This is a genomic window from Agromyces intestinalis, from assembly GCF_008365295.1.
GTDB lineage: Bacteria > Actinomycetota > Actinomycetes > Actinomycetales > Microbacteriaceae > Agromyces > Agromyces intestinalis.
Genome location: NZ_CP043505.1, coordinates 1,498,029 through 1,513,857, shown reverse-complemented (window position 1 = coordinate 1,513,857; position 15,829 = coordinate 1,498,029). Strand labels below are relative to the sequence as shown.

Annotated in this window: 12 protein-coding genes and 1 tRNA gene; 11 read left to right on the top strand and 2 right to left on the bottom strand. The window is 71.3% G+C overall.

Features of this window, described 5'->3' with window-relative positions:
* Positions 1-29: 29 nt before the first annotated feature.
* The 5 genes from FLP10_RS06965 (at position 30) to FLP10_RS06945 (ending at position 5,532) form a co-directional block, all read left to right on the top strand.
* Entirely contained in the window at positions 30-1,709 is a 1,680-nt protein-coding gene (locus tag FLP10_RS06965; protein WP_149162135.1) for a glycoside hydrolase family 13 protein, read from the top strand.
* 72 nt (positions 1,710-1,781) lie between these two features.
* On the top strand, positions 1,782-3,149 hold the full coding sequence (locus FLP10_RS06960; protein ID WP_149160207.1) for an ABC transporter substrate-binding protein: 1,368 nt from the start codon (positions 1,782-1,784) through the stop codon (positions 3,147-3,149).
* A gap of 75 nt (positions 3,150-3,224) precedes the next feature.
* Positions 3,225-4,199 carry a carbohydrate ABC transporter permease gene (locus FLP10_RS06955; RefSeq protein ID WP_210418493.1) on the top strand — a complete coding sequence of 325 codons (975 nt, stop codon included), beginning with the start codon at positions 3,225-3,227 and terminating at the stop codon, positions 4,197-4,199.
* Positions 4,196-5,188, top strand: coding sequence for a carbohydrate ABC transporter permease (locus FLP10_RS06950; protein ID WP_149160206.1), 993 nt, complete (start codon positions 4,196-4,198; stop codon positions 5,186-5,188). The genes FLP10_RS06955 and FLP10_RS06950 overlap by 4 nt, the downstream gene beginning before the upstream one ends.
* Before the next feature lie 271 nt (positions 5,189-5,459).
* Positions 5,460-5,532 (top strand) — tRNA-Arg (locus tag FLP10_RS06945).
* 78 nt (positions 5,533-5,610) lie between these two features.
* Here FLP10_RS06945 and FLP10_RS06940 read toward each other — a convergent pair.
* Together FLP10_RS06940 and FLP10_RS06935 are read right to left on the bottom strand one after the other, a co-directional pair.
* Positions 5,611-6,672 (bottom strand): acyltransferase family protein, encoded by a 1,062-nt coding sequence (locus tag FLP10_RS06940; RefSeq protein WP_149160205.1) that lies wholly within the window; start codon positions 6,670-6,672, stop codon positions 5,611-5,613.
* A gap of 11 nt (positions 6,673-6,683) precedes the next feature.
* Positions 6,684-8,174, bottom strand: coding sequence for a sugar transferase (locus tag FLP10_RS06935; RefSeq protein WP_246150245.1), 1,491 nt, complete (start codon positions 8,172-8,174; stop codon positions 6,684-6,686).
* 264 nt (positions 8,175-8,438) lie between these two features.
* Here FLP10_RS06935 and FLP10_RS06930 point away from each other — a divergent pair, with 264 nt between their 5' ends.
* From FLP10_RS06930 to FLP10_RS06905, 6 genes are all read left to right on the top strand, one after another.
* The gene (locus tag FLP10_RS06930; protein WP_246150358.1) at positions 8,439-9,362 is read left to right on the top strand and encodes an alpha/beta hydrolase; all 924 of its coding nucleotides are present in this window, start codon (positions 8,439-8,441) and stop codon (positions 9,360-9,362) included.
* A gap of 49 nt (positions 9,363-9,411) precedes the next feature.
* Entirely contained in the window at positions 9,412-10,794 is a 1,383-nt protein-coding gene (locus FLP10_RS06925) for a Wzz/FepE/Etk N-terminal domain-containing protein (RefSeq protein ID WP_149160203.1), read from the top strand.
* Positions 10,795-10,807: 13 nt separating this feature from the next.
* A complete protein-coding gene (locus tag FLP10_RS06920) occupies positions 10,808-12,349 on the top strand; it encodes a hypothetical protein (RefSeq protein ID WP_149160202.1) in 1,542 nt (513 codons plus the stop codon).
* A gap of 24 nt (positions 12,350-12,373) precedes the next feature.
* Entirely contained in the window at positions 12,374-14,053 is a 1,680-nt protein-coding gene (locus FLP10_RS06915; RefSeq protein ID WP_149160201.1) for a pectate lyase family protein, read from the top strand.
* Positions 14,050-14,556: a VanZ family protein gene (locus tag FLP10_RS06910; protein WP_149160200.1), complete on the top strand. Its 507-nt coding sequence runs from the start codon at positions 14,050-14,052 to the stop codon at positions 14,554-14,556. Before FLP10_RS06915 ends, FLP10_RS06910 begins: the two co-directional genes overlap by 4 nt.
* Before the next feature lie 106 nt (positions 14,557-14,662).
* Positions 14,663-15,811: a hypothetical protein gene (locus FLP10_RS06905; protein ID WP_149160199.1), complete on the top strand. Its 1,149-nt coding sequence runs from the start codon at positions 14,663-14,665 to the stop codon at positions 15,809-15,811.
* The last annotated feature ends 18 nt before the right edge of the window (positions 15,812-15,829 follow it).

Sequence of the window (15,829 nt, the reverse complement as noted above, 5' to 3'; positions counted from 1 at the left end):
TCCGACACGAGGAGCAACCCAGCGTGACCATGCCACTCACCGGTGCCCGACCGGTTCCCCCGGCCCTCACCGAGGACCCGCTGTGGTGGCGCAGCGCCGTGATCTACCAGGTGTACGTGCGCAGCTTCGCGGACTCCGACGGCGACGGCACGGGCGACCTGCGCGGCGTGCGCAGCCGGCTCGGCTATCTCAAGGAGCTCGGCGTCGACGCGCTCTGGTTCAACCCGTGGTACCCCTCGCCGCTCGCCGACGGGGGCTACGACGTCGCCGACTACCGTGACATCCACCCCGCCTTCGGCACCCTCGAAGACGCCGAGCAGCTCATCGCCGAGGCGCTCGAGCTCGGCATCCGCACCATCATCGACGTGGTGCCCAACCACATCAGCGACCAGCACCCGTGGTTCCAGGCCGCTCTCGAAGCCGGCCCCGGCAGCCCCGAGCGCGAGCGCTTCTGGTTCCGGCCCGGCCGGGGCGAGCACGGCGAGGAGCCCCCGAACGAGTGGGTCTCCGAGTTCAAGGGCGTGCCGTGGACCCGCACCACCAACCCCGACGGCACGCCCGGCGACTGGTACCTGCACCTGTTCACCCCCGAACAGCCCGACCTGAACTGGAACCACCCCGACGTGCGCCGCGAGCACGAGGACATCCTGCGGTTCTGGTTCGACCGCGGCGTCGCGGGCGTGCGCATCGACTCGGCCGCACAGGTCATGAAGCACCCCGACCTGCCCGACTACCCCGAACAGGCCGGCCCGGGCGAGCACCCGCACATCGACCGCGACGAGGTGCACGAGGTCTACCGCGCCTGGCGGCGCATCGCCGACGAGTACGACGGCACCCGCGTGCTCGTCGGCGAGGTCTGGCTGCCCGACGCAGAGCGTTTCGCCGCGTACCTCCGGCCCGACGAGATGCACACCGCGTTCAACTTCGACTTCATGTCGCGAGCGTGGGACGCCTCGGAGCTGCGCGCCTCGATCGACCTGATGCTCGCCGCGCACGCACCGGTCGGCGCCCCCAGCACCTGGGTGCTCTCGAACCACGACGTGACCCGGGCCGTCACCCGGTACGGCCGCGAGGACTCCTCGTTCGCGTTCGCGAAGAAGCGGTTCGACACGCCGACCGACCTCGAGCTCGGCTCGCGCCGGGCGCGCGCCGCCGCCCTGCTCACGGCGGCCCTGCCCGGTTCGCTGTACCTCTACCAGGGCGACGAGCTCGGCCTGCCCGAGGTCGAGCTGCCGCGCGACGTGCTCGAAGACCCGATGCACTTCCGTTCGGGCGGGGTCGACCCCGGACGCGACGGATGCCGCGTGCCGCTGCCCTGGCGCGGGTCGTCGGCGCCGTTCGGGTTCAGCCCCGACCGCACGCCCGAAGGCGAAGCATCCGCGCAGCCCTGGCTGCCCCAACCCGACGCCTGGGCCGCGCTCAGCGTGCAGGCGCAGGAGGCCGACCCGTCCTCGATGCTGTGGCTCTACCGCCAGGCCCTGCGCATCCGCAAGCGCGAGGCCGCGCTCGGCGACGGCGCCCTCGTGTGGCTCGACACCGCGCCCGACGTGCTCGCGTTCCGCCGTGGCGACGACGTCGTCTCGATCACGAACCTCGGTGCCGAGCCGATCGACCTGCCCGACCACGAGAGCATCCTGCTCTCCAGCACGCCGCTCGCCGGCGGCCTGCTGCCCACCGACTCGACGGTCTGGCTCCGAACCCGGAGCTGACCGGCGAGGCCGCGGATCGCCGCGGCTGCACCCCGCAACACCACCTCAACACAGCACCGAAAGGACTGGACAATGAAGTCACCACGCAAGGTCGCGATCGCGGGGCTCACCGCGCTCGTGATGGCGGGCACGCTCGCCGCGTGCAGCCAGGGCGGCGACGACGCGTCGAGCGGGAAGACCGAGCTGCGCGTCGCGACGTTCCCGCCCGGGGCCGACGCCGCCGCATACGAGGCCTTCGCCGAACAGGAGAAGCAGTTCGAAGAGGCCAACCCCGACATCGACATCGTCGGCGTCGAGTACGAGTGGGAGGGCCCGACGTTCGCCGTGCAGCTCGCCGGCGGCAGCCTGCCCGACGTGTTCACCGTGCCGTTCACCGACTCGAAGACCCTGCTCGAGAACGGCCAGCTCATGGACGTGACCGACGAGATCACCGAGCTGGGCTACGCCGACTCGTTCAACCCGATCATCATCGAGGAGGTCACCGACTCGAACGGCCACATCTTCGGGTTCCCGCGGCAGGCCTACGCCATGGGTCTGCACTACAACCGCGACCTCTTCACCGAGGCCGGGCTCGACCCCGACAGCCCGCCCACCACGTGGGACGAGGTGCGCGCGGCGGCGAAGACCATCGCCGAGAAGACCGGCAAGGCCGGGTACGCCCAGATGGCGATGAACAACACGGGCGGCTGGCAGCTCACCGCGGCGACCGCCGCGCGCGGCGGCCGGATCCAGGAGGCGAACGGCGACGGCACCTACACGTCGACGATCGACAACGACGCCACGAAGGCGGCGCTGCAGTTCCTGCACGACCTGCGCTGGGAGGACAACTCGTTCGGGGCGAAGTTCGACCTGGACTGGGGCACCATCAACCAGGAGTTCGCGGCGGGCAACATCGGCATGTACACCTCGGGCTCCGACGTCTACACCGCCCTCGTGCGCGACTTCGGCATGCCCTCCGAGCAGTACGGCCTCACCGTCGTGCCGCTCGAGGGCGACGACCCGGGCACGCTCGGCGGCGGCGACATCGCCGTTCTGAGCCCGACGCTCGACGACGCGACCAAGGCCGCGGGCGTCAAGTGGATCGACTGGTACTACATGCAGAAGCTCCTGAACGAGGATGCCGCCGTGCTTGACGCCCAGACGCTCGCCGCGAGCGACCAGGCGGTCGGCACCCCGCTGCTGCCGGTCGTCAGCCGTGAGCAGTACGAGCAGTCGCTCATCTGGATCGAGGACTACATCAACGTGCCTCGCGACCAGATGGCGCCGTTCATCGAGGGCATCTGGGATCAGACCCCCGTGGGTGAGCCGAAGGGCAAGACCCAGGAGATCTACGCCCTGCTCGACCCGGTGGTGCAGGCTGTGCTCACCGACCAGAACGCCGACATCGACGCCCTGCTCACGCAGGTCAACGACGAGGCGCAGGCGCTGCTCGACAACTAGCGCAGTGAGACGGATGTCGCGGGCCGGCCTCGAACGCAGGCCCGCGACATCCGCCCGACCGCGAAGGAACCCGACATGACCCTCACCGAAACGCCTCCGGCGGCCGAGCCGGCCGCCGGCCCCGCCGCCCCGCCGCCGCCCTCGAAGCCGAGGCGCAGCCGCAACCCGCGCACCTGGGTGCAGGGCGGGGGACTCGCGAACCTGGTGTTCGTGCTGCCGATGCTCGTCGTGTTCGGCATCTTCAGCTGGTCGCCGATCGTGCAGTCGGTGATCATGAGCTTCCAGAAGACGAACCTCATCACCAGCGAGTTCGTCGGGCTCGACAACTTCATCAACGTGCTCGAGGACCCGCTGCTCGGTCGCGCGGTGCTCAACACCCTGTACTTCGCGGTGCTCGCTCTGCTGTTCGGGTTCCCGCTGCCGATCTTCATGGCCGTGCTGATGAGCGAGGTCAAGCGCGGCAAGGGCCTGTACTCGGCGCTCGCGTACCTGCCCGTCGTGGTGCCGCCCGTCGTCGCGGTGCTGCTGTGGAAGGTCTTCTACGACGCCAGCCCCACCGGCGTGTTCAACACGGTGCTCGGCTGGGTCGGCATCCCGCCGCAGCCGTGGCTGCAGAGCCCCGACACCGCGATGCCCTCGCTCGTGCTCGAGGCGACCTGGGCCGCTGCCGGCGGATCGATCATCATCTACCTGGCCGCACTGCTCGCCGTGCCGCCCGAGCTCTACGACGCCGCCGAGGTCGACGGCGCCACGATCTGGCAGAAGATCTGGCACGTCACGCTGCCGCAGCTGCGGGGCATCCTCTTCATCATGCTCATCCTGCAGGTCATCGCGACCGCGCAGGTGTTCCTCGAGCCGTTCCTGTTCACGGGCGGCGGGCCGAATAACGCGACCGTCACCGTGCTGCTGCTCATCTACCGCTACGCGTTCCAGAACTCGCTGGGTGGCAATTACGGCGAGGCGACCGCGCTGTCGGTGATGCTCGCCATCGTGCTGGCCCTGCTGAGCTGGCTGTACTTCAAGCTGACCGACCGCTGGAGCACCTCATGACGACCACCACCTCCACGTCGGAGCTCGCCCGCAAGGAGGGCTCGCGGCGCTCGCTGGCTGCGCTGCGGCCCCGCCGCCGCCCCAAGCGCGTCGACCCCGACTCGGTCGGCGACCGCGGCATCGTCTCGGAGTTCGACCGCCGCAAGGGCTCGACCCGGGTCGGTATGTCGGTGGTGCACGTGTTCCTGCTCGTCGGGCTCGTGGTCGCCGGCCTCGGGCCGATCCTGTGGCTTGCGAAGGCCGCGGTCACCCCCACGCAGGACACGCTGCGTCAGCCATTCGCGCTCTGGCCGAACGGCATCGACTGGGCGAACCTCGAGACCGCGTGGAACGACATCCACATCGACCAGTACTTCTTCAACACGCTCGTGATCGCGGCCGGCGCCTGGTTCTTCCAGCTGCTCGTCGCGACGACGGCCGGCTATGCGCTCTCGGTGCTGCGGCCCGCGTACGCGAAGGTGCTGAACGGCCTCGTGCTCGCGACGCTGTTCATCCCGTCGGTGGTGCTGCTCGTGCCGCTCTACCTCACGATCGTGAACCCGCCGCTGTTCGGCCGCGATTTCTCGCTGCTGAACAACTACGCGGCGGTGTGGCTGCCGATGGCGGCGAACGCGTTCAACATCCTGCTCGTGAAGCGGTTCTTCGACGGGCTGCCGCGCGAGGTGTTCGAGGCGGCGCGCACGGATGGCGCGGGCCCGTTCCGGTTGTTCTGGTCGGTGGTGCTGCCGATGTCGAAGCCGATCCTCGGCGTCGTCTCGGTGTTCGCCGTGATCGCCGCCTGGAAGGACTACCTCTGGCCGATGCTGGTGCTGCCGAACCCCGCCGTGCAGCCGCTGTCGGTGCGGCTGCCGGCGGTGCAGTCGCAGACCGAGCTCGACGTGTTCCTGGCCGCGCTGGCGATCGCGACGATCATCCCGATCGCGCTGTTCCTGGTGTTCCAGGGGGTGTTCCTGCGCTCGGCCGGGCTCGGCGGGGCGGTCAAGGGGTAGGGTGCCGCGCCGGGTGCGGTTCCTGGCGCGTTCGGCGGCGGCGTGTGCGCTGCGAAAACAGGATGAGCCGGGTCATCCGTCTTCCACAGACGGCATGACCCGGCTCATCCTGTTTTCCGACCGGTTCGGGGCATCCGGCCGGGCAGAACGGCGAGCGGATGCCTCGTCAGGATGCTTCGCCGGCGCGTCGGCGCCGATTCGCGTTCACCGCTGGAGTGGGTTAGACTCACGTGGTTGCCTGATCGCGATTGAAGCGGCAGGCACATCCCATGCGCCCGTAGCTCAATGGATAGAGCATCTGACTACGGATCAGAAGGTTGGGGGTTCGAGTCCCTCCGGGCGCGCACTGTGTTGAGACAGTAAACGAATGGCCTGCGAAAGCGGGCCATTCGTGTTTCTGTGGATTCATCGCGGTTCCGGCGTCACGCCGACTCGGGCTCGGGCTCGCGACGTGCGCGCCAGCGGACGAGGCTGCGTGCGAGGGGGTGCGGCAGGTTGAACACGCCGCCGATCGGGCCGAGCCAGCGGTACAACCCGAGCGGGATCACGACGCCGAGCCCCACCAGCACGAGCACCGCGACCCACGAGATCACCGCGTCGGCGGGAGCCAGCGGCACGAGCGCCGCGAGCAGCATGGCGTGCACGACATAGATCGGCAGGGTGCGCCCGCCAATGTATACGAACGTTCGTGCGAAGGGTTCCCAGCGCGCCACGGCGGCGGCGATGACGACGCAGGCGGCGACCGAGGCGACCGACAGCGCGATCCGGCCGACGCCGAGCAGGGGTGCGGGCAGCAGCGTGAATCCGATCACGCCCAGCGGGATCGCCACCGCCGCCGGCACCGCCCACCACACGCGGGTGCGCGCGGCGAGGTCGCGCCACATCCGGCTGCCGTGCACGCCGAGCATGAAGAACAGTCCGTACATCGCGATCGAGTTCCAGGTCCACGTCCAGGCGCTCGCGCCGCCGGCGAGCCACGCCACGACACCGTATGCGGCGGCGACCGAGAGTGCGGCGAACAACGCGATGACCATCCACCGCGGCCAGCGCAGGGTGAGCTTCGCGAGCACGAGGTACAGGATCAGCGCGTACAGGAACCACAGCCCGTTCGTCGGCCACACGGGCGCGACCGCGAGGGCGAGCCACGGCGGCACGTCGTCGAGCGGCCATGGCACGACGCTGAACCAGATCGCGCGCACCAGCATCCAGAGCAGGTAGACGTAGGCGAGCAGCGCGAGCCGCGACGAGAACAGCCCGGGCCAGCTGCGCCGCACCGCGCGCGCGGCGAACACGCCCGAGATGAGGAAGAACAGGGGCATCCGGATCGCGGTCAGGTACGTGTTCGCGGGGTCGAGCCATCCGAGCGTCCATCCGTATGCGTCGAGCAGTTGCACCGCGTGCGCGAACACGACGAGGATCATCGCCCCGCCCCGGGCGAGGTCGGCCCAGGCGAGTCGCGAGGCCGGCGTAGGGTTCGACCGCATCGGATGCTCCGTCAGTAGGCGCCGTCTCTGGCGAACACGGCCTTGGCCGTGCGCCAGAGGATCATCAGGTCTCCGGTCATGGTCCAGTTCTCGACGTAGAAGAGGTCGAGCCGCACCGATTCGTCCCAGTCGAGGTTCGAGCGCCCGCTCACCTGCCACAGCCCGGTCACCCCGGGCTTGACGAGGAATCGCCGGTGCACGTGCTGGGCGTACTTGGCGACCTCGCGTTCGAGCGACGGCCGCGGACCGACGAGCGACATCGAGCCGAGCAGCACGTTGAACAGCTGCGGCAGTTCGTCGAGGCTGTATCGCCGCAGGATGCGCCCGATCGGGGTCACCCTGGGGTCGTCGCGCATCTTGAAGAGCACCCGGTTGCCGGCGGTGCGGTCGTCGTCCGTGGTCGAGGTGGCCAGCTCGTCGAGCCGGTGCTCGGCGTCGACGTACATCGAGCGGAACTTGAACATGCGGAACGGCTCGCCGCGCAGGCCGATCCGCTCCTGCGCGAAGATCACGCCGCCCGGTGAGCTGAGCCGAACCGCCAGGGCGATGACGGCGAGCACCGGCGCGAGCAGCGCCACGAGCACCGCGGCACCCACGGCGTCGAGGATGCGCTTCGCGTAGATCTTGCCGCCGTCGTAGCGCGGCGTCTCGACGTGCACGAGCGGGAGCCCTGCGACCGGTCGGGTGTGCAGTCGGGGGCCGCCGATGTCGGTGAGGCTCGGCGCGAGCACCAGGTGCTGGCGTCCGGGTTCGAGCTGCCAGCTCAGGGCCCGCACGCGGTCGGGCGGCAACTCGTCGGCGCTCGTGATCACGACGGTGTCGGCGTCGACCGACTCGAGCGCCTCGATGAGGCGGTCGATGCTGCCCGACATCGGGATCTCGGTGCCGGGGATCACGCCGGCCACGCGCGTGGTCGGCGTGCACGCGCCCACCACGCGGAATCCGGCCTGCGGCGCGCGTTCCAGGTCGCGGGCCACGGACGCGACGGATGCCTCGGAGCCGACGAGCAGCGCGCGATGCGACATGAGTCCCTGTCGCCGCTTCGCGGCGAGCCACTTTCGCCAGACCCACCGGTCGACGAGCAGGAGGCCGGTGCCGATCGGCAGCAGTACGGCGAGGAATCCCTGCAAGCCGTCGATGCCGAGCACGTACGCGCTGAGCCCGGCGACGCCGACGACGACGAATCCGACGTGGATGATGCGCCGGTACTCGGTGACGCCGGTGCCGACGATGCGGCGCGACCTGCTGCCGCTGGCCGACAGCGCGGCCATCCAGAGCGTCACGAGCGCGGCCGACGAGACGAACGTCGGCGAGAGGCCGAGGATCTCGGGCAATCCTCCGTGCACCGCCGCGACGCGGCCGATCACGAGCGCCAGGCAGACGCTGACGATGACGACGAGGAGGTCGGTCGAGACCAGCAGCTGCACGTAGAGTTCTGACCACTTCAGCTGTCGGGTCTGCCGCGAACTCCCCGCCGCGATGGTGGTTGCGGCGTGAGTCACGTTCTCCCCCTTGAACGGAACCAGAGCGTAGCGAGGGCCATCGGGGGCGGCTACGGATGTCGCGGGGAATTAACACGCCCGTCACGTGACGTCCGCCTGGCCGGGGGAGGGTGGGGGGAACGCATCCGACGCGCTCGCATCCGTGGCGACCGCACCATCGGGTGCGTCGCCGTTGTCGAGGGGAGACGGATGCGGGGATCGGTTCGCAGCGTGCGTCGGGCGAGGCGTGGCAATCGTCGTGATCGGCACGGATGGTTCGTGCCGATGGTCGCGGTGAGCGTGCTGCTGCTCGCGGGATGCGCGTCGTCGAACGCGACCGAGCGCCGACCCGACGCCTCCGAGCCCGCCGGATCACCCGGATCGAACGCGACACCCGCGACGCCCGAGGCGACCGCGCCTCCTGCTGGGCGCCAGCGCGACCTCGTGTACTGGGAGGGCGACGGGGGCCCGCTGCGACTCGACGCCTGCCTGCCCGAACGCGACGGCGACGACGCGGTGCCGGCCGTCGTGCTCATCCACGGCGGCGGGTTCGTGTCGGGTGGCAAGTCGGCGCTGGGCGGGCTCTGCGACGAGCTCGCCGTCGAGGGCTACGCCGCGTTCACCATCGACTACCGCCTGGCGCCCGCGTTCGTGTTCCCGAGTCAGGTCGATGATGTGCGGGCAGCCGTCGACTGGTTGCGCGAGCCCGAGCAGGTCGCGCAGTTCGGCATCGACCCGGCGCGTGTCGGCCTGGTCGGCAGCTCGGCGGGCGCGATCCTCGCGCAGTGGGTCGGCACCGCTGGGGAGGGCGACCGCACCACCGGGGGTCGGGTCGCTGCGGTCGCCTCGCTGTCGGGGCCGAGCGTGTTCACCGAGCAGGCGCTGACCCTCGGCACCCCGACCCGCGACGGCGCGGCGATGGTGCTCGCCTACCTGAATTGCACGCCGACCACCCCCGATGCCTGCCCGCAGGCTGCTGCGGCGTCGCCGATCACGGCGATCGATGCGACGGATCCGCCGTTCCTGCTCGTGAACTCGACGGCCGAGATCGTGCCGATCGAGCAGGCGAGGGCGATGCGCGATGCCCTGACCGCCGCCGGGGTGCCGGTGCAGCTCGTCGAGGTGCCCGGTGCTCGGCACGGGGTCGACGTGCTGCAGGTCGACGGTCGGCCGCAACTGCTGGCGTTCCTCGCGGAGACGCTCGGATGAGCACGCGAGGTACGCGCCGGGAACGGAACGCGCGAGGGGAAGGCGACTGATGGAACTGCGAGAGAGCCTGCGGGTGGTGCGACGCAACTGGGCGGTGATCGCCGTGATCGTACTGGTCGGCACGGTCGGCGGCCTCGCTGCGACCTGGATCATCCCCGAGGCGTGGGAGTCGAAGACCACGGTCGCCTTCGAGGCGGTGCAGTCGGGCGGGTCGATGCAGGACGAGTTGCAGGCGAACAACCTGATCGCCCAGCAGCTGCCGACCTACGCCCAGCTCGCGCTCACGAGCGAGGTACTGCAGCCCGTGATCGAGGAGCTCGGACTCGACGTGCCGTCGTACGAGCTCGCGAAGGACCTGACGGTCGAACCGTCGGCGACGGGCGGCGCACTCATCACCATCACGGCCGGCGCCGACACGGGGGAAGAGGCGGCCGCGCTCGCCGGCGCGATCGCCGACGAACTGATCTCCGCCGTCTCGACCACGGTCACAGGCCCCGACGGCCAGTCGGGCGGCATCACCGGCCGCGTCGTCGACCCGGCGTTCGTGCCCGATGTGCGCGCCGTGCCGATCCTGTGGCTCGACCTCGTCATCGGGTTCGGTGCCGGCCTCGTGATCGCGTTCACCGTGGTCGCCGTGCGCGAAGTGCTCAACCGGCGCATCCGCGGCCCGCGCGACCTCGACCGCGCCGACCTGCCGCCGCTCATCGGCACGGTGCCCAGGCAGCGTCGGCTCGCGCCGGCCGACCTGGTCGGGCTCGCGGAGACGCCCGCGCTCGCCGATGCGTTCCAGCGGCTGCGGATCGCGATCGGCGCGTCCGCGCGCGCGGCCTCCGAAGCGCAGCGGCCGGACGCCTCGCGAGCAGCCCCGGATGCCTCGCCGGCGACGCGCGTGATCGTGGTCGTGGCCGTCGAGCCGCGCGCCGGCGCCACGACCGTCGCCGCGGGCCTGGCGACCGCGGCCGCTGACTCGGGGCAGCGGGTCGCTCTCGTCGACGCGGACCTGCGGGCGCCCGCGATCGGCGCCCTCGAGACCGAGCCCGTCGAGGGCGGCGGACTCGCGGGATTCCTCGACGGCACCGGGTCGGCGGCGGGCCTGGCCACCGAGGTCGCGCCGGGCCTGCGGCTCGTTCGCACCGCTCCGGCCGCCGAGGGCGGCAGCGAGGCACTCGGATCCACCCGCATGGCGGCCGCGCTCGACGCGCTCGCGCGCGACGCCGACCTCATCGTGATCGACGGCGGTGCGGTCACCGCGGTCGCCGACCCGCTGCTGCTCGCGCCGTTCGCCGATGCGTACCTGGTGGTCGCGCGGGCCGGTTCGAGCACCGTCGACGAGCTCGCCGCCGCGACCCGCGCGGTGCTGTCGGCCGGCGCAACGGTGGCGGGGGTGGTGCTCAACCGGGTGCCCGCTCGCGGACCCGACGCGGCGGCGTAGCCGGAGGCATCCGATGACCGCGACGACCGAGCGCACCGGGCCCGCCCGGCCCGACCGGCCCCGCGCGGGGCACGGCCGGCCGGCGCGCCGCCGGCGCGCCGTGCCCTCGTGGCTCGGCGCGCTCGGCTGGGCAGCGCTCGGGGCCATCGTGGTCGCCGTCTTCATCCCCACGATGGTCATCGAGCCGATGCTGCCCGTGCTCGGCGCGATGGGGCTCGCGCTGCTGCTCGTCGCGGCGTTCCTGCCTCGCGCGTTCGCACTGATCGCGCTCGCGACCATCGTGCTGTCGGTGCCGCTGCAGGGGGCGCTCGGCCCGGTGGGTCGCAACGCCGACGAACTCGTCGTCATGGTCGCGCTGGTCGCGTTCACGGCGCGCCGGTTCGTCACCGAGCGGCGCATCGTCGGCCTGCCTGGCTGGCCGTGGTTCGCGGTGTTCGCGGTCGCCGGCGTGGCGAGCAGCCTGCTGCGCGAGATTCCCGGCGAGGTGTGGAGCGAGGGGTTGCTGCTCGCGGTGAAGGGGCTGCTCTTCGCGTTCGCGCTCGCACAGGTCGAATGGCGCGACCGCGACCTGCGCGTGCTCGTGCGCGCCGGCGTGGTGGCGATCGTGCTGCTCGCGCTCACCGCCGTCGGCAACCTCGTGATGCCGGTGCAGTGGGCCACCACCTTCACCGGTCGGCCCCCGGTCGACTACTACGGCGGCATTCCGTCGCTCAGCGGCCCGTTCCAGCATCCGGCGGCGTTCGGCCGGCTCGCGGCGGTGTTCGCGGTCGCCGTGTTCGCGTACCGGTACGCGGTGCGCAGCTCGGCGTGGAACGCGGTGCTGCTCGTGCTGTCGGCCGGGATGGCGCTGCTCACGTTCCGGGTGAAGTCGCTGGTCGGCCTGATCGCCGCGATCGGCGCGCTCGCACTGCGGTTCGCGCGGCCGAACCTGATCTGGGTGGTGCTGGCGTTCGGTCCGTTGCTCGCGCTCGTGCTGGTGCCGCCGCTGCTGGAGTTCGTCGGCGCCGACGTCGACCTCTACCTCGTCGAGGACTCGGCGCGCGGCACGATCACGATGGGCTCGCTCGACGTTGCCGCCGGGTACTTCCCGTTCGGCGCGGGTTTCGGGCGGTACGGCAGCTTCACCGCGTCCGAGGTGTACAGCCCCGAGTACGTGATCCGCGGGTTCGACCACATCTACGGGCTCGGGCGGGGAGCCGACGGCCGGTTCCTCAACGACACCCAATGGCCCGCGATCATCGGCGAGACCGGGTGGGTGGGCACGATCGGCTTCGCTATCGGCGTGGCGGTGGCCGGGTGGTCGTTGTTGCGTCCCGTCGCGGGTGAGTCGTCGTTGGTGCGTTGGGTGCGGCTGTGCGGGGTCGGATGGCTCGTGCTGCTGATCACCGAGTCGATCGCGGCGCCCGTCTTCGGCTCGGCGCCCGCGTATCCGTTCGTATTCGGCGCGGTGGGGGTCATCGCGTCGATCCGTCGGTCGAAGTCGGCGCCCGCGGCGATCGACCTCGAGCCGGGGTCGGCCTTCGGCCAGGGGAGGTCGCCGGGGCCGATCGCCTGATCGCCCGGTGAGAAGGGGGAGACCATGCCCGACACCCGACGCGCGTTCCTCGCGCTCACCGCGTTCGGCGGGCTCGGCGCGGTCGCCGCAGCGCGGGCGCCCGAGGCATCCGCGCAGGCCGGTTCCACCATGCGGGGCGGCGCGCCGGGGCGGGGTCGCCCCGGGGCATCCGTCACTGCGGCCGATGCCGGTCTGGTCGGCGACGGCGCGACCGACGACGCACCCGCGATCCAGGCGGCCTTCGACGCGGGAGCCGGCGCGATCGACTTCGAGGCCGGCCGCACCTACCTACTCGACTCGCCGGTCTTCCTCGACCGCGGAACGTACGACCAGTTCGTGCTCAACCTCGACGGGGCGACGCTGAAGCTCGGACCGAACCTGCCGAGCACCGATGCGTTCTGGCGCGAGCCCGAAGTGCGATGGGCGGTGTTTCCGAACACCAAGCGCGGCGCGTGGTCGCCCGCGCGCGGCACGGTGACGGTGGATGCCTCGACCCGCGCCAGCGGCAAGTCGGTGGGGGCGCTCGTCTCGCTCACGGTGCGCGCCGGCACGATCGACGGCGACGGCGGCAACACGGGGTTCAGCTTCGCGAATCGCACGGGCTCGCGGTTCGAGGGCGTCGTGCTGCTCGCCGGTCGCGCCCTGCTGTCATGGGCCGACTACAGCGACCTGAACGTCTTCGTGCAGTGCCACAATCGCGCCGGCGGGCCCGCGAACGCGGTGCTCGTCGAGCAGATCTCATCGGGCGACGGGCTGCTGATGGCGTCGTGCAAGGCCGACGGGTCGGTGTGGTTGGCGCGGCTGAAGTACTCGCGCGGCGCTGAGATCACGGGTACCGTCACGGGGCGCATCGAGCTCGATTCGTGCGCCGGGGTGCGGATCGGCGCAGCCCACCAGGAGGCGCCCGTGTCGAACGCGACGATGCTCGCGATCCGCGGCTCAAAGGTCACGGTCGACACGTCGGTGCTCTACCTCACCCGCGGCAAGTCGGCGCAGCCGCCCGCGATCACGATCGACGACTCGACGACCGACGAGCACACCGAGCTCGTGCTGCGCGACTCGCAGGAGCTGCGCGCGCTCGCGAGCGAGGACGTGCCGCTCGGCGCGCTCGTCTCGGTCGTCAAGCCCGCCGAGTCGACCACGGTCACCGCGCGCGGCCTGACCGCGCTCACCACCGCGCCGGGAACGGGCGGGGTATGGCTCGCGTCGCCGGGCGTGGCGATCGGCGGCAGCGACGAGATCGCTGCGGCGATCGCCGCCGCACCCGCGGTGGTCGCGACCGGCGATTGGGTGCTCGCGCGCCGCGGCGGTGTGTGGACGGTGCAGCCGCTCGCGGCGGCGCCCGCGCCCGGCCTGAAGCGCCCCGAGCTTCTGCGGGCGCAGGGCTCGAGTGGGGATGTCTCGGGCGGCACGCTGCCGGCCGCGACGTCGCTCAGCTACGTCGTGATGGCTCGGAACGCCGCGGGCGAGACGAGTGCCCGGTCGCCGATCGCACCGGCCATGGCCGGGCAGGCACGCACGGTGAAGCTGGTCGTGCGCATCGATGCGGCGCCGTGCGAGCTGCGCATCTGGCGGTACCGGGGCGGTTCCACGACGCCTGACGCGTACCTGTCCATCCCGTGCGCGCGACCGAAGGTCACGCTCTACGACTTCGGCGCGCACCTGTCGGGGTACGCATGGCTGCCTGGTGAGGCGGGGCGATGAGTCGCGCGACGAGCTCGGCGAGCCCGGCCAGGCGCCCGCCGCGTGGGCTGCGCGCCGCGCGCATCGTGCTCTGGGCCCTCGTCGCCGTCGCGGCCGTGGCGGTGCTCGCGCCGATCCCGCTCGACGCCGGCAACGGCGGCGTGGTCTGGCACCTGCTGCGCGTGCTGCGCCGCGCCGGCCTGCCGGGCTTCGTCACCTACGACGTGCTCGAGTTCATCGCGAACGTCGTGCTGTTCGTGCCGGTCGGTGCGCTGCTCGCACTCGAGCTGCCGGCCCGTCGGTGGGGGCTCGCGGTCGCGGTCGCGGCCGCAGCGTCGGTCGCGATCGAGGCGGTGCAGGCGATCGTGCTGGTCGCGCGGGTGTCCTCGATCGCGGATGTCGCGGCCAACGTCGTCGGTGCGCTGATCGGTGCACTCATCGTGCGGGCGGTTCGGCGACGAGGAGGACTCATTCGAAACCCGGTGCGCTCGACGGCGACCTCGTCGAGCACCGGCCCAGGGTAGCCCCGAAGTGGGGGCTGCCCGGCCTGCAGCGCCGTGTGAGAATAGGCTGCCTTTCCGTCGGCCCCCTTCTCGGCTGGTGCGCAAGGCCATTTCCGAGGAGACCCGAATGCACGACGCCGGCGAGCCGATCCACCCTGCACCGGAACCCGTTCCAGGTGAGCCCGCGTTGGTGTCCGACGCCGACCTGTGGGCTGCCGCGTACGCGGCGGTTCACAACGGTGCTGTCCCGCCGGACGGGTGGACCGTGCCAGCGTTCCGTGCGGTCGTCGACGACGGCACCGGCCTAGGGGCCACCCCGGTGCAGTGCCCGTTCTGCCGTGAGCAGATCCGCTCGGACGCGGTCGTCTGCAAGCACTGCCGCCGCGATGTCGCCCCTCAGCTTCCCGAACTCCTCGAGGCATACCACCTGCACACCCAATACCGGCGGCTCCGATCCGAGCAGGAGGACGCCGCAGAGGAGGCGGCCCGTCTCGCGGACGCCGAAGCCCGCGCCGCGAAGCGAGCGCGGAGGCGGCAACGGAACCGGGTGGTCATACCCGCCGTCGTCATCGCCGCCGTGTTGGTCATCGGCGGAGGGGTCGGAGCAGGGTTCGCGATCGCAGGGGAAGCCGAGCGGGAGGCGCAGTCGAAGGCCGCCGCCGAGGAGGCCGAACGCGTAGCCGCGGAGGAAGCGAAGGTCGCAGCCGAGGAAGCGAAGGCCGCTGCGGACGCGGAAGCCGAGCAGGCGGAGAAGGAAGCGAAGGCGCAGCTGGCCGCACAGAACAGACCCGCCGCGATTGCGGCATGCCGGTCCGTGTACGACACCGAGGAAGGGTGGAAGTCCCTTTCCCCGCACGGTCACTCGCTCGAATCGATCTGCGACAGGATGACGGACTCGTCGGTCATGCGCTGGGTCGATCCTGAGTACGCGGCACGTGTCGGAGACGGGTTGCGTGGCGGGGTGGGTGTCGACGGGTTCTGGAAGTACCTGAACAGCAACACCCTCAGCGGGAAGTGGCTCGACAGGGAAGATCCTGGCTTCGGATGCGACGGGCTCGACCGTTGCTTCAACCTGCTGGTCCGGACGACCAGGGAATGCCCCGGCGGTGTGGCGGTGGAGATGTCCGTGAACCAGGCGAACACGGGTGTGGTGCTCAGCCGACCGGTGAACCTCACTCCGCCGCTCGGTGCGGGCGAGACCGCGAAGCTGGTGTTCGGCATCCCGCCGGAGTCTGGAGAGGTGTCCGGGCACATTTCCGACATGGACTGCCTCTGACCGGCGCCGACACCAGCC